The sequence below is a fragment of the Rickettsia lanei genome, assembly GCF_056242675.1.
The window spans coordinates 1026314-1051990 of the sequence record NZ_CP172233.1 but is presented as its reverse complement, the minus strand read 5'-3'; the positions used below and the strand labels follow the sequence as shown (position 1 = coordinate 1051990).

The window sequence follows — 25677 nt, the reverse complement described above, 5'->3', positions numbered from 1 at the left end:
TAAAATGAGTAATTATTGGTTAAATATTTATAAACCAAGAGGTATAAGTTCTGCTCAACTTGTTAGCATAATAAAAAAAATACTCGGTAAAACCAAGATAGGACATGCCGGTACTTTAGACGTAGAAGCGGAAGGAATATTACCGTTTGCCGTAGGTGAAGCTACAAAACTGATACATCTGCTAATTGATGCTAGAAAAACCTATATTTTTACCGTAAAATTCGGAATGCAAACCAATAGCGGCGATTGTGCCGGTAAAGTAATAGCAACGAAAGATTGTGTCCCTTCTCAAGAAGAAGCTTATGCCGTATGTTCTAAATTTATCGGTAGCGTAACACAAATACCGCCGGCTTTTTCAGCTCTTAAAGTTAACGGTGTAAGAGCTTATAAATTGGCTAGAGAGGAAAAAAAAGTAGAATTAAAGCCACGAAATATAACTATTTATGATCTAAAATGTTTAAATTTTGATGAGAAAAATGCTACCGCTACATACTATACGGAATGCTCAAAAGGTACTTATATAAGGACTTTAGCAGAAGATTTGGCATTGTCCTTGCAAAGTTTAGGATTTGTGATAGAATTACGCCGTACTCGGGTTGGAATATTTAAAGAAGAAAATGCTATCCGAATTAAATCGCCTGACGAAATTACCAAAAGTGCCTTAGAGGAAAAAAGTATAAAGATAGAAGCAATACTGGACGACATCCTGGTTCTTGATGCAACTGACAGCCAAGCACAGCAAATTAAATATGGACAGAAATGTTTATTTAATTATGAAAAAGACTTTAGACATCTTGCCAAATTTGCTTATAGAGAGGAATTTAAAGGAAACACGGAACGCAGCACCACAGCGTACACTTTAGTGCGTGAGAATGCGAGTACCGGATTGACGTACAAATTACCTCTAGAAGTAGAGTTTGGCAAGATGTCTGTTGATCTTTTGTGGGTTCGCTATAAAGGCACTTTGCTTGCAATAGGTAGCTTAAACAAGAATTGCTTTAATTCTTTACGAGTATTTAATTTAACATAAGACTTCTTTTAAAACTGGAAGTCTATATATTTAAGGAGAAATTATCGATGTCGATTACTACAGAACGTAAACAACAATTAATTAAAGAATATGCTATAACGGAAAATGATACCGGTTCAAGTGCAGTGCAATGTGCTATCTTAACTGAAAGAATCAATAATTTAACCGAGCATTTTAAATCTAACCATAAAGATCATACTTCAAGACGCGGATTATTAATTTTAGTCGGGCGCCGCCGCAGATTACTTAACTATATTAAAAAGAATAATGTTAGCAAATATTTAGATTTAATAAGTAAGCTAGGAATTAGAAAGATTAAGTAGTTGGATAATCGTCATTGCGAGCAGCCGTAGGATGCGTGGCAATCTTGTCAAATATCCTGAGATTGCTTCGTCGAATTACTTCGTAATTTTCCTCGCAATGACGTGGTAGAATACAATACAATATAAATTATGAGATGAGATAAATAGATGTTTAACGAAATAACTAAGAGTGTTACATGGAACGGGCAAGTGCTTGAGCTTAGTACAGGTAAAATAGCAAGGCAAGCTGACGGGGCAGTTACGGTAAAAATGGGTAATTCCGTTTTATTATGTACGGCAGTAGTAGCTAACAAAGCAAAAGAGGGCATAGGTTTTCTTCCTTTAACAATTAATTATAGAGAAATGGCATATGCTGCCGGTAAGATACCAGGAGGATTTTTTAAACATGAGGGAAAAGCATCAGATAGAGAAGTTTTAGTATCTCGTTTAATAGATAGACCGATTAGACCATTATTTCATCCGGCTTTTGTGAATGAAACGCATGTAACTTGCAGTGTTCTTTCATATGATCCTGAAACTCCGGTAGATATACTTGCAATTATCGGTGCATCGGCTGCACTTAGCCTATCCCCTGCTCCTTATCTAGAAATAGTTGCGGCAAGTAAAGTAGGTTTAATCAATGGTGAATTTGTTTTAAATCCGACACTTGCATTATTAAAAACAAGTCAGCTTGATTTAGTAGTTGCAGGAACATCAGATTCAGTAATGATGGTTGAATCGGAAGCTCATTTACTTTCTGAAGAACAAATGTTAGAAGCTGTAAAATTTGGATTTGAAAGCTTTCAGCCGGTAATAAAGATAATTAAAGCACTAGCAGAAGAAGCTAAAAAACCAAAACTTGAAATGCAAGCTTTATATCCTGCTTCATTAAAGAAAGAAATTGAGAAGTTATTTGTAAAAGAAATTGAACAAGCTTTTGCAATGAAATCTAAACAAGAACGTAGCACTAATTTAGATTTAATACATGAAAAAGTTCTTACACATTTTGTAAGCGACATAGAAAATAAAAAATATAGTCATTATCAAATCGAATCAGCTTTAAAAGCTATTGAATCAGATATATTACGTAACGAGATTTTAGAAAAAAATAGACGTATCGATGGAAGAAGTACCACGGATATAAGACAAATTGCTTGTGAAATAGGTTTACTACCTTCCGCACATGGTTCAGCTTTATTTACTAGAGGTGAAACGCAAAGCTTAGTTAGTACTACATTCGGTACTAGTTTAGATGAGCAGATAGTTGACAGTTTAGAGGGTGAGTATAAAGAGCGTTTTATGCTCAATTATATCTTCCCGCCCTACTCTGTAAATGAAGCAATGCCAATGAAAGCACCTAGTCGTCGTGAAGTCGGACACGGTAAACTCGCATGGCGTGCTATTAATCCAATATTACCTAATAAAGTACAATTTCCTTATTCTATTAGAGTAGTTGCCGAAACTACGGAATCTAACGGTTCTTCTTCAATGGCAACTGTTTGCGGTAGTTCTCTTGCTTTAATGTATGCCGGCGTACCGATAAAAGCACCGGTTGCGGGTATTGCTATGGGACTTGTTAAGGAAGGTAAAAATTTTGCCGTATTATCGGATATTCTCGGCGATGAAGATTATTTCGGTGATATGGACTTTAAGGTTGCAGGAACTAGCGAAGGGATTACTGCATTACAAATGGATATCAAAATATCCGGAGTAGATTTTAAAATAATGAAAGTAGCTTTAGAGCAAGCACGACTCGGTCGTTTGCATATACTGGAGCAAATGAATAAAGTTATCAGTAAACCAAATAACGAACTAAGTAAAAATGCTCCTTCTACTACTACTATAAAAATAGATAAGGATAAAATTAGAGATATTATAGGACCGGGAGGTAAAGTAATAAAGGAAATTTGTGAAACTAGCGGTGCTAAAATAGATATAAGCGATGACGGTACGGTGTCTGTTTATGCTTCAGATAGAGATAAGCTAAAAGTTGCCTTAGATAAAATTAAAGCTATTGTCGTTGAACCTGAAATCGGTGAAATATTTAACGGTACGGTAGTGAAAGTCTTAGATTCCGGTGCTTTTATTAATTATGTAGGTAATAAAGACGGCTTTGTGCATATTAGTGAAGTATCAGGAGAAAGAATAGAAACGGTTAGCAGTGTTTTAAAACAAGGCGATATAGTAAAAGTTAAGCTAATAGGCTTTGATAATAAAGGCAAAGCAAAATTAACTATTAAAAATGCCGATAAAGATAAATCTTCAAATAATACAAAGCCAAAAACTAATGTTAATAATACTAAGGACAATTCAGAACCTGAGCAGCGACATGATTCTAGTAAAAAACGCGCTTGGAATGAAGATAATAATGCTGAAATTGCTGAAGTAATTACAGAACGTAAGTATTTTAATTGATATGAAGCTTAATCGTCATTGCAAGGAAATTACGAAGTAATTGACGAAGCAATCTCAGGAGTTTGTTATTATTTCATGAGATTGCCGTGCAGCCTACGGCTGTTCGCAATGACGGTTCGGGTATCCACAAAAATAGCTCATAATACTAATAATTTGCTAGATACCGTGGATAAGCCACGGTATGACAATGAGTACATAAATGACCAACACAAATAATTACCGAATCATCGCAAAGAGGGTTATTTCTAGTGAAGCAAGTGCTTTAGAAAAATTATCCGAAAATATCCCTGAAGACTTTAACAGAATTATAGAATTTTTACTATCTTTCAAAGGACGGATAATCCTAACCGGCATAGGCAAAAGCGGTTATATTGCAAGAAAAATCGCTGCTAGCTTTTCTTCAACCGGTATGCCTGCTTTTTATTTACATCCGGCAGAAGCAAGTCACGGCGATTTAGGTATGGTGACGAAAAATGATCTAGTAATTATGTTATCTAATTCCGGCGAAACTAAAGAACTATTTAATATAATTGAATATTGCAAGAACTCTTCCATAAAAATTGCTGCAATGACAATGAATAAGAATTCTACTTTAGCTAAAAGAAGCGATTTTTTATTACTAGTACCTGAATACCAGGAAGCTTCTGTAATTGGAGTTCCTACTATATCATCTTTAATCATGCTATCACTCGGTGATGCTTTAATGACTGTTATACATGAAAAACGAGGCTTTACTAAAGATGATTTTAAAATTTATCATCCGGGAGGTACAATCGGCGCTAATTTAACAAAAATTAAAAACCTAATGCGTAGCGGTGATGAAATACCTTTAGTATATGAAGATACTTCCTTTGCCAAAACTATAATTATTATGAATAAAAAACGTTTAGGTTGTACGCTTGTAACAGATAAAAACCAAAATTTGGTGGGAATTATAACCGATGGGGATTTACGTCGTCATATTAACGATCAAATCCACTTAAAAACAGCATCAAGCATTATGACCAAAAACCCTATTCATATCTCATCGGAAATATTTGCAAAAGAGGCTTTAAATTTAATGAAAGCCAAAAATATCACTAATATACCGATTGTTGATGATAATATTATTATAGGCATTATTCATATTCATGATTTACTACGCATAGGGGTTAGCTAAAATCTATGCCCTCTTCTTATAAACGGCGAAAAAAAATTTGGAAATCTGTATATCTTTTAATAACAGTTGGAATTTTATATATAGGGTATATATTAATTAAAAGCGGTTATATTAATGAAAAAAACGATATTAACGTTACAAAAAAAAGTTTAAAAGACAATAAAAATTTTGATTTAAAGTATAATATTATATTGAAAGATTCAATTTTTGAAGGAGTAAGTAAAAATTTAAATACGTATAAGATTAAAACTGAACGAGCTATAAAAGAGTCGAATAACAAATATAAACTAGATATAATAAATGCTATTTATAACGTAAATCAAGATCAAACTCTTATTATCAATGCGAAAGAAGGCTTTTTAGATGAAGAATCAAGCATATTAGATTTAAAAAACGATGTAAAACTTCTTTTTGATGAGATCATATTTAACACTAACGATGCAAGGATTGATTTAGTAAATAAGAATATAACCGGTCATTCCCCTGTTACGTTACTTTACAAAAACTCTTCAATTACTTCGGATAGTTTTAATACAAAAGATGAAAATAATATTATAATTTTTAGAGGCAATGTCTCTACAATCATCGATTTATCGGATTAGACATCTTGCCAAACCAGCTTATAGAGAGGAATTTAAAGGAGATATGGAATGTAGCACCGCAGCGTACAAAGAAGTACTTGAGGATACGAGTACCGATTTGACGTCTAAATTACCTCTAGAAGCAAAGTTTGGAAAGATGTCTATTATTAAACTTGTTTTACTTCTTATAATTAGTAATATAATATATGCTAATGATAAAAATATTTCAAATTTACATATCACATCTGATAGTTTAATTATTGATAGAACCAAACAAAAAGCAGCATATCTTGGAAATGTTATTGTTTACTTCGATAATGCGATACTTAGAACGAAAGAATTATATATTTTTTATAAAACAATAGATGAAAAGCAAACTATTGATCATATAGTTGTCCCTACTAAATTGACTGTAGAAAGAAAAATAAATAATGAATTATTACTTGCAGATAGTGCTAAATATTTTTGCGATAATAAACAACTTATTCTACTTGGTAATGTAATATTACAGCGTGACGATAATGTTTTAAAAACTAATAAACTAATCTACTATGTAGATATTATTAAAAAATAGAGCTATTTACCGTTGGTACGTCATTGCAAGCGATTGCAAGAAGTGTGACAACCCAGAAAATAATTAAAAAAATGCTAAAGATTAATATTTTTAACTGGATTGCTTCGTCAATTACTTAGTAATTTCCTCGCAATGACGTTGAAAATTAATCCACGCAACAAAATCTTAACAAATAAAAAAGATGGACAGCTTACACATTAAAAATATATCAAAATCCTACAAAAAAAGGAATATATTAACTGATATATCTCTGAATATAAAACAAGGAGAGATAGTTGGTTTATTCGGTCCGAATGGAGCCGGTAAAACAACTTGCTTTAACATTATTATCGGTTTAATGAAACTGGACTCAGGGCAATTACTTTTAAATGATATAAATATTACCAACTTGCCTATTTATTTACGAGCAAGGCTTGGACTCGGCTATCTTCTTCAAGAACCTTCGATATTTCGGGAATTGTCGGTTGAAGATAATATTAAGGCTGTAGTTGAGATATCTAACAATGATAAAGAAGTAATTGCACAAAAAACCCATAATTTGTTAGAGAAGTTTTCGATAGTTCATTTAAAAGATTTATCCGCTGCTAGCTTATCAGGCGGTGAAAGGCGTAGGCTTGAGATTGCACGTGTACTTGCAATAGAGCCTAAATTTATCATGCTTGATGAACCGCTTGCCGGTATTGACCCGCTTGCTATTTCCGATATTAAAAATCTAATTACTTATTTACGTGAATTTAAGATAGGTATATTAATTACCGACCATAATGTACGTGATACTCTAGATATAGTCGACCGTGCTTATGTTATTTTTGAAGGTAAAGTATTATTAGAAGGTAGTGCTAAGGAAATAGCAAATAGCAAAAAAGTTAAGGAAGTGTATTTAGGTGAGAGCTTTAGTTTTTAGACTATGCCAATTCGTTATTGCGAGCGACTTGCAGGTGTTGTTGCATGGATTGTTTTATGTCATGCCCGCCTACGCGGGGATAACATCGAGTAGGTTTTTCGAGCCATGCAACAAGGCTCTTTTGTAGGAATGACATAAGAGCCATGTAATAATATTCCAAACAGTTTTCTATGCAAATTAACAAAGAAATTTTTAGGGCTTATGATATAAGAGGCAATAGCCTTAAAGATTTAACGGAAGAAGTAGCTTATAAAATCGGCTTTGGTTTTGCCGAGATGACTATAACGAAAGATAACGATAAAATCTGTGTCGGTTTAGACGGTCGGCTTAGCTCCCCTACCCTTTGTAAAGCTTTAGAACTAGGATTAACTAATGCAGGGGCTGAAATCATAAATATTGGCGTAGTTCCAACACCAGTTTTATATTTTGCCGATAAACACTTGACGCCCGTCGGTAGTATTATGGTCACGGGGTCACACAATCCTCGTGACGATAACGGCTTTAAAATACTACAAAACGGTAAACCTTTTTTCGGTGATCAGATACAGGAGTTATTGACTAAGATTTTGGATAACTATTCCAATACCACACCAGCATTCCCTTATGTCATTCCTGCGAAAGCAGGAATCCATAATATACAATCTAAATACCTAAAACGTATTTTAGATGGCATAAACATTAATCCAAAATTAAAAGTGGCTTGGGATTGCGGCAATGGAGCAACCGGCGATATTGTTGAAGAACTTAAAAAGCATCTCTCAAACAAGAATATAATCATACATAGTAAAATTGACGGGAATTTTCCAAGCCATCATCCTGATCCTACAAATCCTGCTAATTTGCAGGAGTTAATAAAAGTGGTTAAAGAACAAAATTGTGACCTTGGTATAGCTTTTGACGGTGACGGTGATAGAATCGGCATTATAAGCTCAAGCGGTAAAATATTATTAGGTGATCAAATTTTATGCATTTTTGCTGAGGATATTTTAAAGGAAAATCCAAACGCAACTATAATAGTTGATGTAAAAGTCAGCCAATTTATAGTCGCTAAAATAAAATCATATGGAGGACATCCTATAATATGGCGAACAGGTCATCCTTTTATTAAAAGCAAAATGCTTGAGACAAAGGCTTTACTCGCTGGCGAAATGAGCGGGCATATATTTTTTGCCGATAAATATTTTGGTTTTGACGATGCAATTTATGCAGCTCTTAGATTTTTAGATTTACTTAGTAGATCAAGTAAAACTCTAGATGAGATAATAGAGGATGTACCGAAAAGCTATAGTACACCGGAAATTAAAATTGTTGTTCCTTCAGAGTTAAAATTACAAATTATTAAAGAGATTAAAGAAAAAGCATTAGAAGAGAAAATGGAGTTTAATGATATAGACGGTGTACGGGTAAATACTGCACATGGTTGGTGGCTCTTGCGTAGCTCTAATACCGAATCTATTATAGTTGCAAGGGCTGAATCAGATAGTAAGAATGGTTTAGAGGAAATAATCACTATAATTAATAAATATCTTGAAAAATACGGGTTATTAATTAATTATTAACACATCATTGCTTTCTAAAATATTATTTTATATATTTTTCTTACATTAAATTAATATCAAGCAAAATAATATGTTAAAAATCTCAAATATCAATCACTTATTTGTTGATACTAGATTAGTGACAATAACGCCAATAGGTGTAAATACATTAAATATTAACATTGAGGCACCATTAGTAATAAAACATAAAGACCTTGAGCCTACTGATAATCCTCTTAACAGTGACGTAGCCGCATTTAATGGTTTAAATAGTCTGACCATTGACTACAGTGATGCGGGCTTATTTAGTGCTCCAACTATTAATTATGACAACAAACTTGGTACAATAACATTTAGTGGACCAGCAGATAGTAATGCTAATACTGACACTTTAGGACATACTAATGAAACCGTTTAAGGGTATGAGGTCATTCCTGCTAGGCGTTGTTACATGGATAGGTTTTTCCGTCATTGCGAGGAGTTACGTTAGCAACGGCGCGGCAATCTCATAAGATAATATAAAAAAACTCCTGAGCTTGCCACGCCATCATAAATGCTGGCTTGCAATGACTATACAAGTTTGTATTTATTAGTTAAACAAGTGACAAAGAAAGAAATATACTCAAATGATTTGGAGAATGGGAATGTAAAACGAGGAGCGAGTACGCACAGCCTATATTTAATAGGTGATCCGAAGTTTTGCAGAAACAATTCTTCAAAGCAGAAGAGTATAATTATATTATGCGGGCCGACTGCTAGCGGGAAGTCTTATTTAGGTCATGAACTGGCTAAAGCTTATAACGGCGAAATCATTAATATCGACTCAATGCAGGTTTATAAGGAAATTCCTATTATTACCGCCTCCCCTCCGAAAAGCTACAAAACTGAAATCTTGTATCACTTATATAACTTCTTATCAATGACAGAAGATTTCTCGGTAATAAAATATCTAAAACTTGCGACAGAAAAAATAAAAGAAATAACCGACAGAGGTAAGCTACCTATATTAATAGGTGGAACGGGTTTATATATTAATTCTTTAGTTTTTGGCTATAATAATATTCCTGATATATCAGAAGATTTACAAGCAAAGGTAAGAAATTTACATGTTAAAATAGGCAATATAGAATTATGGGGTAAATTAGAGAAGTTTGACCCGCTTGCTGCTTCTAAAATAAACCAAAATGATACTCAGCGTTTAATTAGAGCTTATGAAGTATTCATGCAAACCGGTAAATCTATTTTTTCTTTTCAAACTTTGCCAAAAGAACAAATCTTATCTGACTTTAATTGCAAAATTATTTTCTTAAATCCTGAGCGAAAGTTTTTATATAAAACATGTGATGAGCGTTTAGATAAGATATTTAAAGAAGGGGCAATTGACGAAATAGCTTTAATAAAAAAGCAATTTGCTCCTAAAGATTATACGAATTTGAAAGCTGTAGGGATAAAAGAAATTTTAGCTTATTTAAACGGCAATCTCACTTTAGATGAGGCTTTAAATGCAGCTCAAATACGAACCCGTCAGTATGCTAAAAGACAAGTTACTTGGTTTAAAAATCAGATACAAGATAAAATCACATTGGAATATGCTAACCAAGAAGAATTTACTCAAATTTTAAAAAACCCTTTTAACACTATATAGCTTATCTACGTATTGCTTCTTTCTTTTTATTATTGGAAATAGGAGTAATGGAAAGTGTATTTGTCTTAGGTCCTACAATATTAATCTTACTATTTAAATTTGAGACGATACTTTGTGCTGCTTTTAATACATCAGCCGGAACTTTATTTTCTAATTCTGGTTTCTTATCAGATTTTTGATTAAAATAACCAACTCCTGCTTGAACAACATTTAGGATTTGTTTAATAATATTCAGTGCTTGTCCTTCTTTCCAAACTAAACTACCTATACTAGTAGCAACATTAATATATTTTTTATTTGCAATATTTTCTAAGATTGGAATCAGCTTATCCGGTTGATTGAGCATAGGTGTTAGTATACTATATAATTCTTTCTTATCGAGCTTATTTATACCGGGTACATCTTTTAAAGTTTTATCTAAAATACCTGTAAATATTTCCTTATTATCGTTTAAATATTTTTTGATCTCGGGATTATCTTTAGTTAACATTACCAATTCTTTAGCTATTCCTGTATAATCCCTTTAACAAATCCATCAAAAACCTTTTTTAATTATTCAGGATTATCAAGTAATATAGGCATTACATTCGTAAGTTTTGTAGTATCTGTTGTTTCTAGTCCATAATTTTCAAGCTGCTGTTTATAGTGTGGCTATTTGTTTCATCTTGCTCTAAAATGCCTTTAATTAAATTATCGAATAAACCCTCTTTACTTTGCTCTACTAATATATCTTTTAATTTAAATGAAGGATCTATTAAGGGCGGAGATTATATTACCGGTTAAACTCATAATCGCCTTTATTTAAGTCTGCAATAATCTCATGAGCAACTTCCGGTTTTGACATAACTTCATCTACTATACTAAGCATTTGTTTATCGAAATTATATTCTTGCGTTATGCTTTGTATATTCGGAGTATTTTCAATAATAGCTGCGGCAATATCTGATAAGACTGTTTTATTATCAGCAACAAAACTTTTTAATTTATCGTCACCCGCTACCATTTCTAAAGATTTCCACGAGCCACCATTACTCCTTGATTTGCATTCAGAGTATCAAAAATCTCTGTTGTTTCAGGCATTTTATTTAATAAAGTAGGAATAGTCTCTACATCCACTTTATAGCTTTCAAAATATTCTTTTAAGAAAGGTTTCGCTTGTTCTTTAGTTTCTATTAAGAAACCTTCTATAATTATTTATTTTTCAGGAGATAATTTATTAAACCTTTTTAGAGCATTAGGATTGTTTATATTTTCAGCCAGCTCTTTTTTAAACTCAGGATGTTCATTAAATATTTTTATAACTTTTGCATATGTGTCATTGACTTTGAGGTTTTTGTAATATATCATTAAAAGCTTTTATATAGTCGCTTGGAAGTATTTCAGTTATGTAATTCGCAATATCGTTACCTTTTTCATTAAACAATTTTCAGCAATTTTTATCCGTGGATAACATTCCTAATGTTTGAGAAGTTACTTTATTCATAGTCCCGTACTTCTTGCTTTATCTCAAGTACAATTTCTTGAAGGCTTTTAAGTACAGCATCATTTTTAAAACATTCTTTTAGTATTTCGAGTCTCTTTTCATCTAAAGCACTCTTATCTTGAAATTCTCTAAAACCTGCTTTTGCTAAGATTGGTCCTATTTTTGGTAAATCATCGGAATGCTTTTGTAGAAAATCCTATATTTCGGATTTTTCAAGAACAGATTTTTGACACTTTGAATCAAGATATATATCAGAGGAGCTTGCAAGTTTAACAAGATTATAACTATTTACGGGATTAGTGAAGGCAAACTTCGCACCTTTTAATAATGCTCCTATACTAACTGGTAATATTTTTTCTTTGGAGATGCAGCAAGGTCATAAATAAAGCTTGTCAATGCCTTGCTGCATCAGTAGAAGATAATGTCCTTTTAACAGTTTTATTAAAATTCTTTAATTTAATATCTTTAATGGAATTTGTAACTGCCGTAAAAATAATGAAATATATTTAATTACATAAACATTAAATTATCTTAAAATTGATTCAAAGAAATAAATTAAGCACTACTTAAATATTTTAATTTATATTACATAATATGGTAATTAAATCAATTTGATCTAAGATTTATGGAGTTATCTGTGTATTTGTTTACTTTTTGTAGGTAATGATGCGTAAGTATGTGATTTATCGTGATTATCTACTACATGCACTTTACTATCTAAATTTGAAACTATATTTTTTGTTGCTTTTAAAACATTTAATTTATTAATATTTTCGAACTCATTTTTAAAGTTATCTTTTAACTGTTCATTGAAGATTTCTTTTGGTAAATAAATTCCACCGGTAATAGTGCCTACCCCAGTATATTGAGATTTAGAATATAAAGTAGAGGCAATATTACTTGCTAACTTTTCTAGATTTGTTGGCTCTAAAAAATTATTTATATTATCAGGATTTTCTTTAGAATATTCAGAAACGATAGGTTTTAGCATCTGATTTATCATGTAAAAATCTTCACCTCTATTATCACCTTTATCAAAAAGTTTTTGTGATATTTTCTCGCTTAAAATATTTGCCAATAAATTACTCTTAATATTTTGTTTATTTGCAATATTTTCATATAAAGGGTTCAATACTTGTAGTGGAGAATTTACATGATTTGTAATATGTTTATATTGATTTGTTCTAGGAGTAGCTAGGTTAGTAACCATATTCATAGGTAGTGAATTTAGTTTTTCTATAATATAGTCTTTAATCGTTTGATTTTCTTCATATAATCTTTTTACTTGTTGAGCAAAATTTTTTTTACTAAGTACATTTCTTTTTCCTTCAGCTTGTATTTGTAAAAATAATTTATCAATTGCCTTATCAATTAATTTTGCTTGTTGTTCTTTAATTAGTGTAGGTACTAAAGGAGGGATAGCCTTATCAAGATTGTAAGTATCAGTAAGTAGCATTAAATTATCAGGTAATTTAGCCTCTGCTAAATTAATATTTTTAAAATTACAATCTTTTAAAGAAGTGACTTTAGTTAAATCTGCATTTTTTAATGATACGCCTGAGAAGTCGATATTAGATAAATCACCTACTAATATAGCTCCCTCTAAGCTGAATTTTCCATTTTGTATTTTATGTAAATTATTTCTAAGAGTAATTGCATCTATAGTTTTATCTTTAAAATCTTGTGATGGACTAAATACGTCTTTTAGTTTTTCAGTAGCATAGCTAAAACCTGCTGTTATAATATTCGGCAATTGCCCTTCCAAATAATTTGTTTTTTGAGCTAGATTATATATAGCACTAGCAGCCTCACGATAATTACTTTTTTCAACCTCTTCTATAACTTTAACTAATTCATTAGGATGGTTTAACATTGATGGAAGTATATTATATAATTCTTTCTTATCAAGGTTATTTATACCTGGTATTTTTACTAAAGTTTTATCTAAAATACTTGCAAATATTTCTCTATTATTGTTTAAATATTTTTTAATTTCAGGATTGTCTTTAGTTAAAGCTATTAACTCTTTTGCCATTCCCGTATAATCACCTTGAATAAAATCTCGAAAAACCTTTTTTAATGATTCAGATTGATCAAGTAATATAGGCATTATGCTCGTTAGCTTTGTCACATCACGCGCTTCCAGACTATAATTTATAAGTTGTTGTTTTATAGTTTGGCTATTTTTTGCATCTTGTTCTAAAACTCCTGTAATTAAATTATCCAATAGACCTCCTTTACTTTGCTCTACTAATATATCTTTTAATTTAAATGTAAGATCATTAAGGGCGGAGATTATATTACCGGTTAAACTCATATAATCGCCTTTATTTAAGTCTGCAATAATCTCATGAGCAACTTCCGGTTTTGACATAACTTCGCCTACAATACTAAGCATTTGTTTATCAAAATTATATTCTTTTGTTACGTTTTGTACGCTAGGAGTATTTTCAATAATACCTAAAGCAATATTTGGTAAGATTGTTTTATTATTAGCAAAAAAACTTTTTAATTTATCATCACCAGCTACCATTTCTAAGGATTTCTCAAGAGATATCATTACACCTTGATTTGGAGCATTAAGAGTATCAAAAATCTCTTTTATCTCAGGCATTTTATTTAATAAAGTAGGAATAATATCTAAAATATTAAGATCAATTTTGTAGGTTTCAAAATGTTCTTTTAAGAAAGGTTTAGCTTGTTCTTTTGCTTCTTCTAAGAAATTTTCAATAATTATTTGTTTTTCAGGAGATAACTTATTAAATCTTTTTAGAGTATTAGGATTGTTTATATTTTTAGCCAGTTCTTGCTTAAAATCAGGATGATCATTAAATATTTTTAATAAATTTTTCTTTTCGGGTTTTTGTAATATATAATCAAAAGTTTTTATATAATCGCTTGGAAGTATTTCAGTTGCTCCTGTACGTATGTATTTCGTAATATCTTCACTCTTTTCGTTAAAGAATTTTTGGAAGTTTTTATCGGTAACCAGCATATCTAAAGTTCTAGAAGTCACTTTATTCCAGTCCGGTAGCTCTTGCTTTACTTCAACTGCAATTTCTTGAAGTGTTTTAAGTACTTGTTCATTTTTAAAACATTCTTTTAGTATTTCGAGTCCCTTTTCATCTAAAGCACTCTTATCTTGAAATTCTCTAAAGCCTGCATTTGCTAAGATTTGACCTATTTTAGGCAAATCATCCGAATGTTTTTTTAAAAATTCCCATATTGGAGATTTTTTAAGAAGTGATTTTTGAAATTCCGGATCAAGATATATCTTAGAAGAGTTAGCAAGCTTAACAAGATTATAAGTATTTACAGGATTAGTTAAAATAAATCTTGCTCCGAGTAATATCGTTCTTAAGCTTATACTCTTTGAAGATGATAAATCCTGAATTGCACTCTTTAGTACTTTATTAGCTTTAGAAGAAGATAAAACTTTTTCTACAACTTTTTGATAGTTTTTATTATTTATAACAGCCATAAAATCACTTGCAATGTTTAAATATTCTAAATCTATTTTAAAAAATTTTTAAAAATAAAGATCAGGTATTTTTAATTTTTTGTTATTGTTGTTCTTAATATGTATACTTCAACACAACATGTTTAGCATAAGTGCTATCTGAGTATATTATTTAGCCTCCGCTGTGGCGTCCATCTCAGTGAATACTTCTTCCCATGAACCGGTAGTCGCTGCTTTTGAATATTCAGTTGTTCTATTTTCAAAAAAGTTCGTATGTTCGACTCCGTTTAGCATTTCATCAAGCCAAGGAAGGGGGTTATGATTTACCAAATATACATCTTTGAGTCCTAGCTGCATTAAACGACGGTCGGCAATATAACGAATATATTGTCTTACTTCATATGCCGTTAATCCCTCAATACCGCCAACTTCAAAAGCAAGTTCAATAAAGGCATCTTCAAAATGCACAATAGTCGTACAAGCTTCATAAATACGTTTACGTAAAGTTTCTGTCCAAACTTCAGGGTTTTCTCTTACAAAAGTCTTAAACAGAGTAATAATTGAGTTAGTATGAAGTGTTTCATCACGCACTGACCAAGCAATAATCTGTCCCATACCTTTCATTTTATTCAAACGAGGGAAATTAAGCATGATCGCAAAAGAAGCAAATAGCTGTAATCCTTCAGTAAAAGCTCCAAATACTGCGAGTGTAGTTGCTATATCTTCTTTGGCACCCACTCCGAATTGCTGCATATAATCATACTTGTCTTTCATTTCCTTATATTTAAGAAATGCTGAATATTCTACTTCCGGCATACCTACCGTATCAAGTAAATGTGAATATGCCGCGATATGTACCGTTTCCATATTAGAAAATGCTGATAACATCATTAATATTTCAGTCGGTTTAAATACTCGTGAATAATGCTTCATATAGCAATTATTCACTTCAATATCTGCCTGTGTAAAAAAACGAAATATTTGCGTTAATAGATGTTTTTCCCCTGGAGTTAAGTTATATTTCCAATCTTTAACATCGTCGGCAAGCGGTACTTCTTCCGGTAGCCAATGAATTTTTTGTTGAGTGTGCCAAGCTTCATATGCCCATGGATATGAAAACGGTTTATAAATTGGACTTGCATCAAGTAGTGACATAATTTTTCTTCTTTTAATTTTTCTATTTCTTCTTTTGAAAGCTTAGTATATTTAATTATTTTCTCTATCGGCTCATTATCCGCTAACATTTTTTTTGCTATTTCTGTATTTCTTCTAGTTTCTCCAATTTCAATACCCTCAGCTTTCCCCTCATTATATTTACTTTTTTGATTTAACTCTTCCGTTTGAGTAGCAAGCATCACTTTAATATAATTATCATATTCTGCTTCGCTCCAGTTAAATTATTCAATAGTTTTATAAACTGATAATGCTATTTTCATCTTTTGTATGTTGCGGGGGTTCTTTTGCTCTATCGAATTTAGCCATCATATATAACCAATCATTTTCTAAGCTTTCTCACTCATCTGCTTCTTTGGTAAATTTGTCTAATGCAACAAATACGCAAGCATTTAAGTTGCTGCTTACCGTTGCCGACATTAATAGTTTGATGATAGCTAATACATTCTTTTTCCTCGGGCAATGCCTGAAATCCAGAAATAATTACTACCATTACTACAGGAGCTAGATCAACATATTCTTTTCCTCTTTTTAATTGCGAAGAAAATGCTACACCACTGTACAATGGTACTCTTGATAAAGAAGCATCGGCATAGCCGTTTTGCATCTCAACAATATAAATATTGCCGGAGTTATCTCGAACTTTTACGTCTACTATACTCCTTTTATTCTATCCTAAATCCAACGCTTGTTCGTTTGAAATATATTCAAGGTTGATAATCCTTAACTCTTCAGGTAACTTCATAATATATTGAGAAAGCCTAGTCACCTTGTTTTATCCGTAAACAATTTTTTAAATGCTACATCATTTGTTGGGTCTAAATATCTTTGCATAGTTATACTTACTGACACGCTAAGCATTCTTCGTAGTTACCGGCTTCTGCTAATTTATCGTTTTGTTCCTCTAAATCTTTAAAATTGGCCTTTAATACGTCATGCGAGACCTTATCGGCTCGCTGTATTGATGTCGATCGACAGTAATATAAACTTTTTACTCCTTTTTTCCAGGCTTTAAAATGAATATTATTTAAATATTTCTTACTAACATTCCCCGGTAAAAAGATGTTTAAAGATTGTGCTTGCGTAATGTAAGGAGTACGATCGCTTGCCAGTTCAATTAGCCAATTCTGATCAATTTCGTAAGCGGTTTTGAAAACCTGTTTTTCTTCTTCGGATAAAAATGTTAAATGTTGTACTGATCCTTCATGTGTTGCAATCGAAGACCAAACTTGATCATTATTAAATCCTTTCTCCTCTAATAACCTTTCTAAATGTTTGTTACGCACGTTAAAAGAACCGGTTAAAGTCTTTTGTACAAAGCTATTAGCGGCAAACGGCTCTATTCCAGGTGAGGCATTACCTGCTATTACCGAAATTGAGGCGGTAGGTGCTATTGCGGTTTTATTGCTAAATCGTTCATTACTTCCTGCATCTAGAGCATCAGGACATACTCCTTTTTCTTTACCGATTTCTATTGAGGCTTTATCAGTTTCAGCAGATATATATTCAAATATTTTTTTATTCCAAACTTTTGCCATAACCGATTCTATCGGTACTTTTTTCATTTGCAAAAATGAGTGGAAGCCCATTACGCCAAGTCCAACGCTTCGCTCACGTAAAGCCGAATATTTAGCTCTTGCCATAGTATCCGGTGCTTTATTAATAAAGTCTTCTAAAACATTATCAAGGAACAACATAATAGAATGGATAAATTCTTTATCGTCTTTCCACTCTTCGTAATACTCTAAATTTAAAGAGGAAAGGCAGCAAACAGCAGTTCTTGGCTTTCCTAGATGGTCAATTCCCGTCGGCAATGTAATTTCGCTACAAAGATTAGACATTTTAACTTGAAGCCCTAATTTTTTATGATGCTCAGGGATAGATTTATTAACACTATCGATAAATAACAAGTAAGGCTCACCTGTTTCTATTCTAGTAGTTAATAACTTAACCCATAAATCTCTTGCTCTAACTTTATTTACGACTTTTTTGGTAGCAGGACTAACAAGGTCAAAATCCGTATTGTTTTCAACTGCTTTCATAAATTCATCGGTTATAGCTATACCGTGATGAATATTAAGAGCTTTACGATTAACATCCCCGCCTGTCGGACGTCTTATATCGATAAATTCTTCAATTTCAGGGTGATTAATAGGCAAATATACAGCCGATGAACCTCGTCTAATAGAACCTTGCGAAATAGCAAGAGTCATAGAATCCATTACTTTAATAAACGGTATAATACCAGATGAATGACCTTTATCACGAATCCCTTCATTAATAGCACGAACATTACCCCAATAACTGCCAATCCCGCCACCGCGTGCAGCAAGCCAAACATTTTCTGTCCATAAATTTACTATATCGTCTAAGCTATCATCGGTCTCATTCAAGAAGCATGAAATAGGAAGTCCCCTATCCGTTCCGCCGTTACTTAAGATTGGTGTTGCTGGCATAAACCACATTTTACTCATATATTCATATAACTTCTGAGCATGCTGTTTATTTTCGGCATAATAACTAGAAACTCTTGCAAATAAATCTTGAAAATCCTCACCTTTCATAAGATATCGATCTCGCAGAATAGCTTTACCGAAAGGAGTAAGTAAATTGTTATGGTTGTTGTTTATAGTGATTTGAAATTTATTTTTTTTAAACGTGTTCATTATAGGTACTAATGGGGTTGTAGGATTTATAATGCTTATTTTGAAAAAATGACACCATATTCAGTGTATAGAATCTTCACTTAAGTAGACACGAGAATAATAATTTATTCAATATAAATATTTATTTTTTTTTAGATTTTTGACTTGACACAAATCACTCTTGATTACTATATAGAATTGTTTGTACAAATATTATACTTTCTTAAGGCACAAACAGTCTTATCCTGCGGAAGTAAGGCAACGTTGCGTGGTTCCCGGTTGCATTTTCGCGTAGACATAAGTTTAAGGATCGATTCCATCTCTGTCATCTCACGATCAAGTCACAGCGTAACAGAAAGAAAACCGATCCATGCAACAAGACCTTATCTATACGGGCATAACGTTAAATACATTCTCTATCATTCGTATTAAGAGACCTATCGGTGTAACCTCATCCTTATATTCAACAATAAACGATGCAACAAACGTGGCGTGTCGGCTACTATCCAATCAACTTCTACAACATAATATCCTGGCTCTCTATCTGGAAAAGTTACTTCAATCATTTTAGAAGGAACTAATGTATGATCCCAGTAAGGAAATTGATCAAAAAGTTCACTATAAATTTCTTCTAAATCATCGTGTTTCAGTCTATTTGCAAAGGTAAACTCTGCTTTTGTCATTTGCACTATATAACCGCAAGTTTTATGTGATACAGTATAATCCCATGCTATTGTAAGTTTTTTCTCACCTTCTAATGGTATAGTTTATCCAGTTAAACATTGGATCTTTTAATTCCGCTCTTATTTCTTCATTAGTAGCATTTACCCAATCTGTATCATCTGTACGCCCACCATTAAGAATATGCCCATCTAGCGGTAGCGGTTCCCCTGCGACATCATTTCCAAAACGCTCATCACTCCCTTTCCCTGTTTCAAATTCGTTAAGTTTCCACTCTTCATCTATTAGCTTCTTATCTACACAAACTTTTCCCATTGTGTAAAGCGGGAATATTATTCGATCATGTTTTGGAGTTGGTGGATTGTGTTGTTCTTCATTTTTCATAAATTCGACCTTTATTTAAGTTAAAAATATTAAGTAACTACAAAATACTAAATGTAGTTATAGTAATATAAAACTTAAATTGTTTTTGATATTATAATAAAAATACAGCTTCATAATACTGGACAGCCATGTCTAGCACCCTAGGAGTCAATCCATGCAAGCCACAAAGTTAGAACCTAGGCTGAAGAATTTTGATTTTAAAGATTTTTTATTATATAGCCATGGCTGAGTTACGGTAATAGTGTCTTGAAATGTGCCGGCAGCAGCAAGAGGTTGTGACGGCAGACGTGCATATACGGTATAGTTTTTTGTGACCGGTTCAAGACCTAGTGTATAGCTATCGGTAAATGTTACAGTACTACTAGTACTGTTACCGATGATTTGAGTAAAACCGGCATCTTTATACAAATTATAATTCAGCTTACGTACCACATTAATCATATTCTTGGGTTATAAATATTAGCAGCTCCCGTACTGAAAGTTACGGTATAGCTAACAAGTAGTGATAATAAAGCACTACAAGTAACTGAAGCAGTAACGGAAGTTGTGCTAATGGCACCGACATTAAAACTACCGAAATTTACGGTTGGAACTGACGGATTACATTTTGCAAGTAACGCCATAGCATTTCCTGACATAATCATGTTGATTAATAATATTATTATTGATTTCTTGACATTGCTTAAAAAGAATTTGTCATACCGTGGTGGTCAAGCCACGGTATGACAACGGAGCGTTTTTAGTCCACACAGAAGTAACAATAAGTCTTCATTTGCATATTGCTTTGCCTAAATCAATTACAGGGTCATTTAAATCTCTATTAACCGGTACGCTAAAATGACAGTATTTATTATTCTCCGCATTCTCGTCACAAATAGAACCGTTTAATACTTCAAGATCTTTAATATATATCTTACCGTCATAGCCTACAAATATTTCTGCATCTAAACCTTCAATACTCACGTACTATCAAATACTGTCATTTCAATGCTTTTAATTATTTTAATATTAAAGTCTAATAATACCGCTGATTTTGTTCTTGGAGCAACTTTCAAAGCAATTTCTTCAAACTCTGTATTAAGAGGTAGATTTTCATCGTCTAGTCTTATTTCGGAAGGAACATACGGTGTTAAGTTAGGTACAAGCATTTTACCTTTATCATCGGTATCACCCGCTATTATTATAAACCCCGACATTCTTTAAACTATTGACTTTAATCAAAGCAAGACCTCCGTTAATCGGTCTTGTCTCATAATAGCTTTTATCAATAGAGAAAATTCCTCCTTTGATATTAAACTGTTTCATTATTTCGGTATCATTTTTCTGCAGATAAACTCCAATATCATTATTTTTACCGTTACAGTTAACTTGTACATTGTAATTTGTAGCTTTAGCTTTGATCAGGTTAGCATTATATCCCCATCCCATATTTGAAGTAATCGGCCAGGAAACACCAAGTTACTTTGTATGATATTTATTTTGATATAAATCGGTCAATGAAATGCTTTTATTGGAATCTCAATTTAAGTTAAATGGTATATAGGCAAAATTATTTTTACGTTTACTGTTTAAATCGGTACCTATAGTAAAACGTAAGAAACCTTTTTTAGTAATATTGCTTTGATAAGTTGATGATAATATCTTTGAGCGTTTACCTTTTTGCATTGTGTTATTTACGACAAAAGACAAAAAATTAACACTTATATTACCAAAATCGGTATTACCGCAACTAGCTGAAATCTGATAATTTAAACTTGAGAAAATTTTATCGGGATCGTTATATACGTCCTGATAATTACTATTATTCCAATCTAAATTACTATTAATATCAAAATATTCCGATTCATAAGTATAGCCGCAATTAATTCTTTGACAGCGACCAAAATTTTTGATATTATTTGCAGCTGAAATGCCTATAATAAATTTCCGATTTTTAAATTATTACCCCCTACTGCTCCATTATTTTTTAAAAACTCAAAATGTCCGCCGCTTGTTATAATCATTCATACCAAGCATATAATCAGTATTTAGAACTAAATATTTATAAGCACTGCTATATATAGTAAAATCTTGTCTTTGAAAACCTGCTTAGTAAGAGAAATGTGAAAGCCCGGAACGTAATAAGCTCGGTGATACGTAATAAGGAGAATAGTAATTGTCTCAACTTTACCGGTTATATCTTGTGTTTTAACTATTAAATCACCTCTACCGGTGATAACCGGAATATTGGTTATATCAAAATCCCCCATATGAGCTTTAGCATTATATATAGGTATACTATTTGAAAATATCTCTATACTGCTTGGAAGTTCTGATTTCCCTCTAAAATCCAGTAACGGATAGGTAACTAAATTTGGTTTAACTGCAAAATTAGTAGTATACTGAATACCGGCAAATCTAGTTGAATTAGACCAAGAAGACACTTTAGTTATGCTATTATCCCCTACCCACCAATGATATCCACATTCTCATATGTCCAATTTGTGTCTAAACGTGTAAATTTATTTTGGTTTTTTGTGGTATGTGTGATTTTAGAAAAATTTGATTTAACGGCTTCAGTTTGAAATAAGACACTATAACTATACACCGTGTTCAGTGAAATAATTGAGTTCCTCTACTCCGGCTAAATAATTAATATCATCATTTGGACTAAGAGTCACATCATAGTTTAAATATACCCCACTAATAAGTTTAGTATCGACGTTCTTCATAGGACCACCTGAAGCATCAAATGATTGAGGTTGAATTTTTCTGCTGGAAAAGTAATATTTAAATCTAAATTCTCAAAGTTTAAATCATATTTAGTACCCTCAAGCAAATCTAAATTAATATATGCAGTATCATGATAATGCACTAAACCCTGCTTAAGATAATCTTCTTGAACATCAAAATGTTCTATATCTTCAAGAGGAATTAAATAATGACCTTGAGCGTTTTGCACTATAGTCGGCAATATATCGGTTTCGGTATAATTAACTTCTAACGAAACCATCAATTCACTCTCACCCGCAATTTCATTAGCGCTATTCTCAAATTCTACTGCTAGAGGTAATTGGGGCAATAACCCTAACTCCTAATCCTCATGTACGTTTGTATCCGCTGCGATTCAAGGCGAAGTATCACCAAGAGATTCAGAGATAACTCCACCTGCAAAACTCACCGGTATAAAAAAATAATACCTATAAAAACCGATATTATTGTATTTAAAAAGCACATTGCTTTAATTTATTTAGTTTTAAAGATTTGTAACCTGATATTGTTATAGCTATACTATGCTGAACAACAAGATCTACGGTGGAGGTAACACTATTCTCTAACTTCACTCTACGAGGTAATTCTTTTATAAAAATTCTATAGTCTTTTGCTTTAGTAGAATAATTCTGTGTGTTTTTTAAAGCTACCCGTATCAATTGTATTTTACCATCATGTAAGGTAAATGTTACCGGAGTTGTCACTAAATCTTTAGTTTCTTTATATTCTTCTATACCATCTTTATATGTACGCTTGAAACGAATTAATTGAAACTTTTTAGGTGCATAATCATTATTTTGCACCGTCATAGTTGCTATTCTATTACTATATATTGACAGGTACGAGTGGCACTGGCAAAAGAATTAAAAATCAAGAATATAGATAGGATAGGTAGCAATCTTAAAAAATATTTATATCAATATGCCACGATTATTGTAATTGTATCATTACAAGTATCGGAAGGAACATTTGCTCCTTGAGGTATTTTGCCGTATATTGTGAGCGTTTGCTCTAGTCCTGTTCCCATTACCCAGCCACTTGATTGATTTCCCCAATTCTGCGTTCTCCCTGCATGGGAGTAAAGATTATAAGGTAAATAACTATTAGTGTTAACAAGACCAGTAATTTTACGGGTACTAGTTGTAGCAGCAGGTGCAGTACCGGCATTTAATGAAACAGTATAATTAGTACCTAAAGTACACTTTATTATAATTGTATTTGTTTGCAGAGCATCGACAGTTGGAACATACGTACCGAAAGCTAAAGGAGTAGCCGAACTATACAAGATGGTAAAACCATCGCACTAACAAGGCAAAAAGCATTAGCGGAGGAGGCAAAACTATTGCCCGTACTTATAGTTAAGATAATAAAACCGATAATATTTCGTAGAATCTTAATTTTCATAATTTATTATAAAAATAATTAATTTCTATTATTAATCTTTTACAAAGTTTAACGATTTTACAAGGCTAGTTTAAGAAATGGTTATATTTAAATATGAATTAATGATATGTGCCCCACAGAATTTGTTTTGGTTTTTCTTTAAATTTTATTTTTTACATTAAAATATAATGAATATAACCCAGATTAGCTATAAATAGATTCTTTATATAGAAAAATTACAAACAGATAAAGAATCTATTATAATTACCAAAAGCGATAGGGAAGTAGCACAAATATTACCTATAAATACTAAAAAAATCTCATTATTCGGTATGCTACAAAACACAGCCGAGATAAAAGCGAATATATTAGAACCCGTAGAAGAAAAGTGGAATGCAGTACAACATTTAAATGCATCTCGTCTAGTATAATATCCGACAGTTTTTAAAAATCCCTCTGAGACAGTGTTGGATTTCTATAAATATACTCACATAACCATTGATTATTTTCTCAATATCCAATAAAATCCTTTTTAAAATTTAAATATAAAAAGTATGCATAATACTGATGTTGTAATAATAGGTGCCGGTCCGGTTGGATTATTTGCAGTTTTTCAAGCAGGAATGCTTGGCATGAAGTGTCATGTTATTGATGCACAAGAAGTTATCGGCGGTCAGTGTATTACCCTATATCCTGAAAAGCCTATTTACGATATACCGGCATATCCTAAAATTGTAGCAGAAGAGCTAATAAAACAGTTAGCACTTCAAGCAGCTCCTTTTAACCCTATATATCATTTAAATCAGCAAGCTATAGAGCTAAATAAACAAGATGATTCTTTTGAAATTAAAACCTCAAAAAACACTCTTATTAAAAGCAAAGTTATTATTATTGCAGCAGGAGCAGGTGCATTCGGTCCAAACAAACCGCCCCTTGCGAATATTGAAGATTTTGAAAGCAAGTCAGTTTTTTATTTCATCAATGATAAAAGCAAATTTGCGGGTAAAAATATAGTTATAGCAGGCGGCGGGGATTCGGCTGTTGACTGGGCTATTTCTCTTTCAGATATTGCAAATAAAATATATTTAGTACATAGGCGGGATAAATTTACGGCAGCTCCTGAAAGCGTAAGGCAATTAAGGCATATTGCAGAAACCGATAAAATCGAGTTAATAACCGGTTATCAATTAAATGCTTTAGATGGTAATAATAGTGAACTTCAATCGGTTATAGTTAAAGATTTACAAAATAATACTCGCAAATTGGATGCCAATATATTACTACCTTTTTTTGGGTTAAAGCAAGATTTAGGTAGCTTAGCAAATTGGGGTTTAAATGTTAAGCTTCACCATATTGAAGTAGACTCTTCCTATTATCAAACTAATATAGAAGGTATTTACGCCATTGGCGATATTGCTCATTATGTTGGTAAGCTTAAGCTGATTCTTACGGGTTTTGCTGAAGCGGCAAGCAGTCTTCATCATGCTTATAGTAGAGTATTTGACGGCAAGGCTCTACATTTTGAGTATTCTACTACCAAAAATACGGGGAAAAGAAGTAAGAGCGTGA

The 25677-nt window shown here is 32.2% G+C and carries 26 protein-coding genes and 3 pseudogenes; 12 read left to right on the top strand and 17 right to left on the bottom strand.

Annotation, left to right across the window (positions count from 1 at the left end; genetic code table 11):
* The first annotated feature begins 4 nt into the window (after positions 1 to 4).
* The 10 genes from truB (at position 5) to miaA (ending at position 10148) form a co-directional block, all read left to right on the top strand.
* On the top strand, positions 5 to 1030 hold the full coding sequence (truB, locus tag ACHBLB_RS06000; protein WP_475841348.1) for a tRNA pseudouridine(55) synthase TruB: 1026 nt from the start codon (positions 5 to 7) through the stop codon (positions 1028 to 1030).
* 47 nt (positions 1031 to 1077) lie between these two features.
* On the top strand, positions 1078 to 1353 hold the full coding sequence (gene rpsO, locus ACHBLB_RS05995; protein WP_004995678.1) for a 30S ribosomal protein S15: 276 nt from the start codon (positions 1078 to 1080) through the stop codon (positions 1351 to 1353).
* A 147-nt stretch (positions 1354 to 1500) separates the two neighbouring features.
* Positions 1501 to 3747 (top strand): polyribonucleotide nucleotidyltransferase, encoded by a 2247-nt coding sequence (pnp, locus tag ACHBLB_RS05990; RefSeq protein ID WP_475841346.1) that lies wholly within the window; start codon positions 1501 to 1503, stop codon positions 3745 to 3747.
* 199 nt (positions 3748 to 3946) lie between these two features.
* Positions 3947 to 4906 carry a KpsF/GutQ family sugar-phosphate isomerase gene (locus ACHBLB_RS05985; protein ID WP_475841343.1) on the top strand — a complete coding sequence of 320 codons (960 nt, stop codon included), beginning with the start codon at positions 3947 to 3949 and terminating at the stop codon, positions 4904 to 4906.
* A 5-nt stretch (positions 4907 to 4911) separates the two neighbouring features.
* Positions 4912 to 5508, top strand: a complete 597-nt coding sequence (gene lptC, locus ACHBLB_RS05980) for an LPS export ABC transporter periplasmic protein LptC (RefSeq protein WP_475841340.1) — start codon at positions 4912 to 4914, stop codon at positions 5506 to 5508.
* A 136-nt stretch (positions 5509 to 5644) separates the two neighbouring features.
* The gene (locus tag ACHBLB_RS05975; protein ID WP_475842777.1) at positions 5645 to 6061 is read left to right on the top strand and encodes an LptA/OstA family protein; all 417 of its coding nucleotides are present in this window, start codon (positions 5645 to 5647) and stop codon (positions 6059 to 6061) included.
* A gap of 181 nt (positions 6062 to 6242) precedes the next feature.
* Complete coding sequence (gene lptB / locus ACHBLB_RS05970) at positions 6243 to 6965, top strand: LPS export ABC transporter ATP-binding protein (RefSeq protein ID WP_475841338.1); 723 nt, start codon at positions 6243 to 6245, stop codon at positions 6963 to 6965.
* A 170-nt stretch (positions 6966 to 7135) separates the two neighbouring features.
* Entirely contained in the window at positions 7136 to 8524 is a 1389-nt protein-coding gene (locus ACHBLB_RS05965) for a phosphomannomutase/phosphoglucomutase (protein ID WP_475841336.1), read from the top strand.
* Between the two features lie 70 nt (positions 8525 to 8594).
* Positions 8595 to 8921, top strand: a complete 327-nt coding sequence (locus ACHBLB_RS05960; RefSeq protein ID WP_475841334.1) for a hypothetical protein — start codon at positions 8595 to 8597, stop codon at positions 8919 to 8921.
* A 135-nt stretch (positions 8922 to 9056) separates the two neighbouring features.
* Entirely contained in the window at positions 9057 to 10148 is a 1092-nt protein-coding gene (gene miaA, locus ACHBLB_RS05955) for a tRNA (adenosine(37)-N6)-dimethylallyltransferase MiaA (protein WP_475841331.1), read from the top strand.
* A 172-nt stretch (positions 10149 to 10320) separates the two neighbouring features.
* Here the strand turns inward: miaA and ACHBLB_RS05950 are convergent.
* From ACHBLB_RS05950 to ACHBLB_RS05870, 17 genes and pseudogenes are all read right to left on the bottom strand, one after another.
* Positions 10321 to 12101, bottom strand: a pseudogene (locus ACHBLB_RS05950) (pentapeptide repeat-containing protein); the annotation flags it as partial.
* Between the two features lie 161 nt (positions 12102 to 12262).
* A complete protein-coding gene (locus ACHBLB_RS05945; protein ID WP_475841329.1) occupies positions 12263 to 15112 on the bottom strand; it encodes a pentapeptide repeat-containing protein in 2850 nt (949 codons plus the stop codon).
* 147 nt (positions 15113 to 15259) lie between these two features.
* A complete protein-coding gene (locus tag ACHBLB_RS05940; RefSeq protein ID WP_475841326.1) occupies positions 15260 to 16246 on the bottom strand; it encodes a ribonucleotide-diphosphate reductase subunit beta in 987 nt (328 codons plus the stop codon).
* A gap of 361 nt (positions 16247 to 16607) precedes the next feature.
* On the bottom strand, positions 16608 to 16871 hold the full coding sequence (locus ACHBLB_RS05935; RefSeq protein WP_475841324.1) for a hypothetical protein: 264 nt from the start codon (positions 16869 to 16871) through the stop codon (positions 16608 to 16610).
* A gap of 235 nt (positions 16872 to 17106) precedes the next feature.
* Positions 17107 to 18930: a ribonucleoside-diphosphate reductase subunit alpha gene (locus tag ACHBLB_RS05930; protein WP_475841321.1), complete on the bottom strand. Its 1824-nt coding sequence runs from the start codon at positions 18928 to 18930 to the stop codon at positions 17107 to 17109.
* 416 nt (positions 18931 to 19346) lie between these two features.
* Entirely contained in the window at positions 19347 to 19598 is a 252-nt protein-coding gene (locus ACHBLB_RS05925) for a chitin-binding protein (protein ID WP_475841318.1), read from the bottom strand.
* Between the two features lie 58 nt (positions 19599 to 19656).
* Positions 19657 to 19974 carry a chitin-binding protein gene (locus tag ACHBLB_RS05920; RefSeq protein WP_475841315.1) on the bottom strand — a complete coding sequence of 106 codons (318 nt, stop codon included), beginning with the start codon at positions 19972 to 19974 and terminating at the stop codon, positions 19657 to 19659.
* Positions 19975 to 20121: 147 nt separating this feature from the next.
* Positions 20122 to 20618: pseudogene (locus tag ACHBLB_RS05915) on the bottom strand (spore coat protein U domain-containing protein).
* Between the two features lie 124 nt (positions 20619 to 20742).
* Positions 20743 to 20937, bottom strand: a complete 195-nt coding sequence (locus ACHBLB_RS05910; RefSeq protein WP_475841312.1) for a hypothetical protein — start codon at positions 20935 to 20937, stop codon at positions 20743 to 20745.
* Positions 20934 to 21170, bottom strand: a complete 237-nt coding sequence (locus tag ACHBLB_RS05905) for a fimbria/pilus outer membrane usher protein (RefSeq protein ID WP_004995697.1) — start codon at positions 21168 to 21170, stop codon at positions 20934 to 20936. The genes ACHBLB_RS05910 and ACHBLB_RS05905 overlap by 4 nt, the downstream gene beginning before the upstream one ends.
* Positions 21142 to 21402: a hypothetical protein gene (locus ACHBLB_RS05900; protein WP_475841309.1), complete on the bottom strand. Its 261-nt coding sequence runs from the start codon at positions 21400 to 21402 to the stop codon at positions 21142 to 21144. Before ACHBLB_RS05900 ends, ACHBLB_RS05905 begins: the two co-directional genes overlap by 29 nt.
* A gap of 90 nt (positions 21403 to 21492) precedes the next feature.
* Entirely contained in the window at positions 21493 to 21639 is a 147-nt protein-coding gene (locus ACHBLB_RS05895; RefSeq protein WP_475841306.1) for a hypothetical protein, read from the bottom strand.
* A gap of 368 nt (positions 21640 to 22007) precedes the next feature.
* Positions 22008 to 22397 (bottom strand): hypothetical protein, encoded by a 390-nt coding sequence (locus ACHBLB_RS05890; protein WP_475841303.1) that lies wholly within the window; start codon positions 22395 to 22397, stop codon positions 22008 to 22010.
* 156 nt (positions 22398 to 22553) lie between these two features.
* The gene (locus ACHBLB_RS05885; protein ID WP_012150834.1) at positions 22554 to 22685 is read right to left on the bottom strand and encodes a hypothetical protein; all 132 of its coding nucleotides are present in this window, start codon (positions 22683 to 22685) and stop codon (positions 22554 to 22556) included.
* Entirely contained in the window at positions 22682 to 23035 is a 354-nt protein-coding gene (locus ACHBLB_RS05880) for a hypothetical protein (protein ID WP_475841301.1), read from the bottom strand. Before ACHBLB_RS05880 ends, ACHBLB_RS05885 begins: the two co-directional genes overlap by 4 nt.
* 142 nt (positions 23036 to 23177) lie before the next feature.
* On the bottom strand, positions 23178 to 23534 hold the full coding sequence (locus ACHBLB_RS05875) for a fimbria/pilus periplasmic chaperone (RefSeq protein WP_475841298.1): 357 nt from the start codon (positions 23532 to 23534) through the stop codon (positions 23178 to 23180).
* A gap of 107 nt (positions 23535 to 23641) precedes the next feature.
* On the bottom strand, positions 23642 to 24010 hold the full coding sequence (locus ACHBLB_RS05870) for a Csu type fimbrial protein (protein ID WP_475841295.1): 369 nt from the start codon (positions 24008 to 24010) through the stop codon (positions 23642 to 23644).
* A gap of 316 nt (positions 24011 to 24326) precedes the next feature.
* On the opposite strand from ACHBLB_RS05870, the gene ACHBLB_RS05865 reads away from it, so the two are divergent.
* Together ACHBLB_RS05865 and ACHBLB_RS05860 are read left to right on the top strand one after the other, a co-directional pair.
* The gene (locus tag ACHBLB_RS05865) at positions 24327 to 24539 is read left to right on the top strand and encodes a type II toxin-antitoxin system Phd/YefM family antitoxin (RefSeq protein ID WP_475842775.1); all 213 of its coding nucleotides are present in this window, start codon (positions 24327 to 24329) and stop codon (positions 24537 to 24539) included.
* Between the two features lie 123 nt (positions 24540 to 24662).
* Positions 24663 to 25669: pseudogene (locus ACHBLB_RS05860) on the top strand (NAD(P)/FAD-dependent oxidoreductase).
* Positions 25670 to 25677 lie beyond the last annotated feature (8 nt).

Excerpts from the sequence above, each read along its gene's own strand:
- truB (WP_475841348.1), top strand. The coding sequence starts at position 5 with ATGAGTAATTATTGGTTAAATATTTATAAACCAAGAGGTATAAGTTCT.
- rpsO (WP_004995678.1), top strand. The coding sequence starts at position 1,078 with ATGTCGATTACTACAGAACGTAAACAACAATTAATTAAAGAATATGCT.
- pnp (WP_475841346.1), top strand. The coding sequence starts at position 1,501 with ATGTTTAACGAAATAACTAAGAGTGTTACATGGAACGGGCAAGTGCTT.
- ACHBLB_RS05985 (WP_475841343.1), top strand. The coding sequence starts at position 3,947 with ATGACCAACACAAATAATTACCGAATCATCGCAAAGAGGGTTATTTCT.
- lptC (WP_475841340.1), top strand. The coding sequence starts at position 4,912 with ATGCCCTCTTCTTATAAACGGCGAAAAAAAATTTGGAAATCTGTATAT.
- ACHBLB_RS05975 (WP_475842777.1), top strand. The coding sequence starts at position 5,645 with ATGTCTATTATTAAACTTGTTTTACTTCTTATAATTAGTAATATAATA.
- lptB (WP_475841338.1), top strand. The coding sequence starts at position 6,243 with ATGGACAGCTTACACATTAAAAATATATCAAAATCCTACAAAAAAAGG.
- ACHBLB_RS05965 (WP_475841336.1), top strand. The coding sequence starts at position 7,136 with ATGCAAATTAACAAAGAAATTTTTAGGGCTTATGATATAAGAGGCAAT.
- ACHBLB_RS05960 (WP_475841334.1), top strand. The coding sequence starts at position 8,595 with ATGTTAAAAATCTCAAATATCAATCACTTATTTGTTGATACTAGATTA.
- miaA (WP_475841331.1), top strand. The coding sequence starts at position 9,057 with ATGCTGGCTTGCAATGACTATACAAGTTTGTATTTATTAGTTAAACAA.
- ACHBLB_RS05945 (WP_475841329.1), bottom strand. The coding sequence starts at position 15,112 with ATGGCTGTTATAAATAATAAAAACTATCAAAAAGTTGTAGAAAAAGTT.
- ACHBLB_RS05940 (WP_475841326.1), bottom strand. The coding sequence starts at position 16,246 with ATGTCACTACTTGATGCAAGTCCAATTTATAAACCGTTTTCATATCCA.
- ACHBLB_RS05935 (WP_475841324.1), bottom strand. The coding sequence starts at position 16,871 with ATGCAAAACGGCTATGCCGATGCTTCTTTATCAAGAGTACCATTGTAC.
- ACHBLB_RS05930 (WP_475841321.1), bottom strand. The coding sequence starts at position 18,930 with ATGAACACGTTTAAAAAAAATAAATTTCAAATCACTATAAACAACAAC.
- ACHBLB_RS05920 (WP_475841315.1), bottom strand. The coding sequence starts at position 19,974 with ATGAAAAATGAAGAACAACACAATCCACCAACTCCAAAACATGATCGA.
- ACHBLB_RS05905 (WP_004995697.1), bottom strand. The coding sequence starts at position 21,170 with ATGTCGGGGTTTATAATAATAGCGGGTGATACCGATGATAAAGGTAAA.
- ACHBLB_RS05900 (WP_475841309.1), bottom strand. The coding sequence starts at position 21,402 with ATGGGATGGGGATATAATGCTAACCTGATCAAAGCTAAAGCTACAAAT.
- ACHBLB_RS05895 (WP_475841306.1), bottom strand. The coding sequence starts at position 21,639 with ATGCAAAAAGGTAAACGCTCAAAGATATTATCATCAACTTATCAAAGC.
- ACHBLB_RS05885 (WP_012150834.1), bottom strand. The coding sequence starts at position 22,685 with ATGAAGAACGTCGATACTAAACTTATTAGTGGGGTATATTTAAACTAT.
- ACHBLB_RS05875 (WP_475841298.1), bottom strand. The coding sequence starts at position 23,534 with ATGACGGTGCAAAATAATGATTATGCACCTAAAAAGTTTCAATTAATT.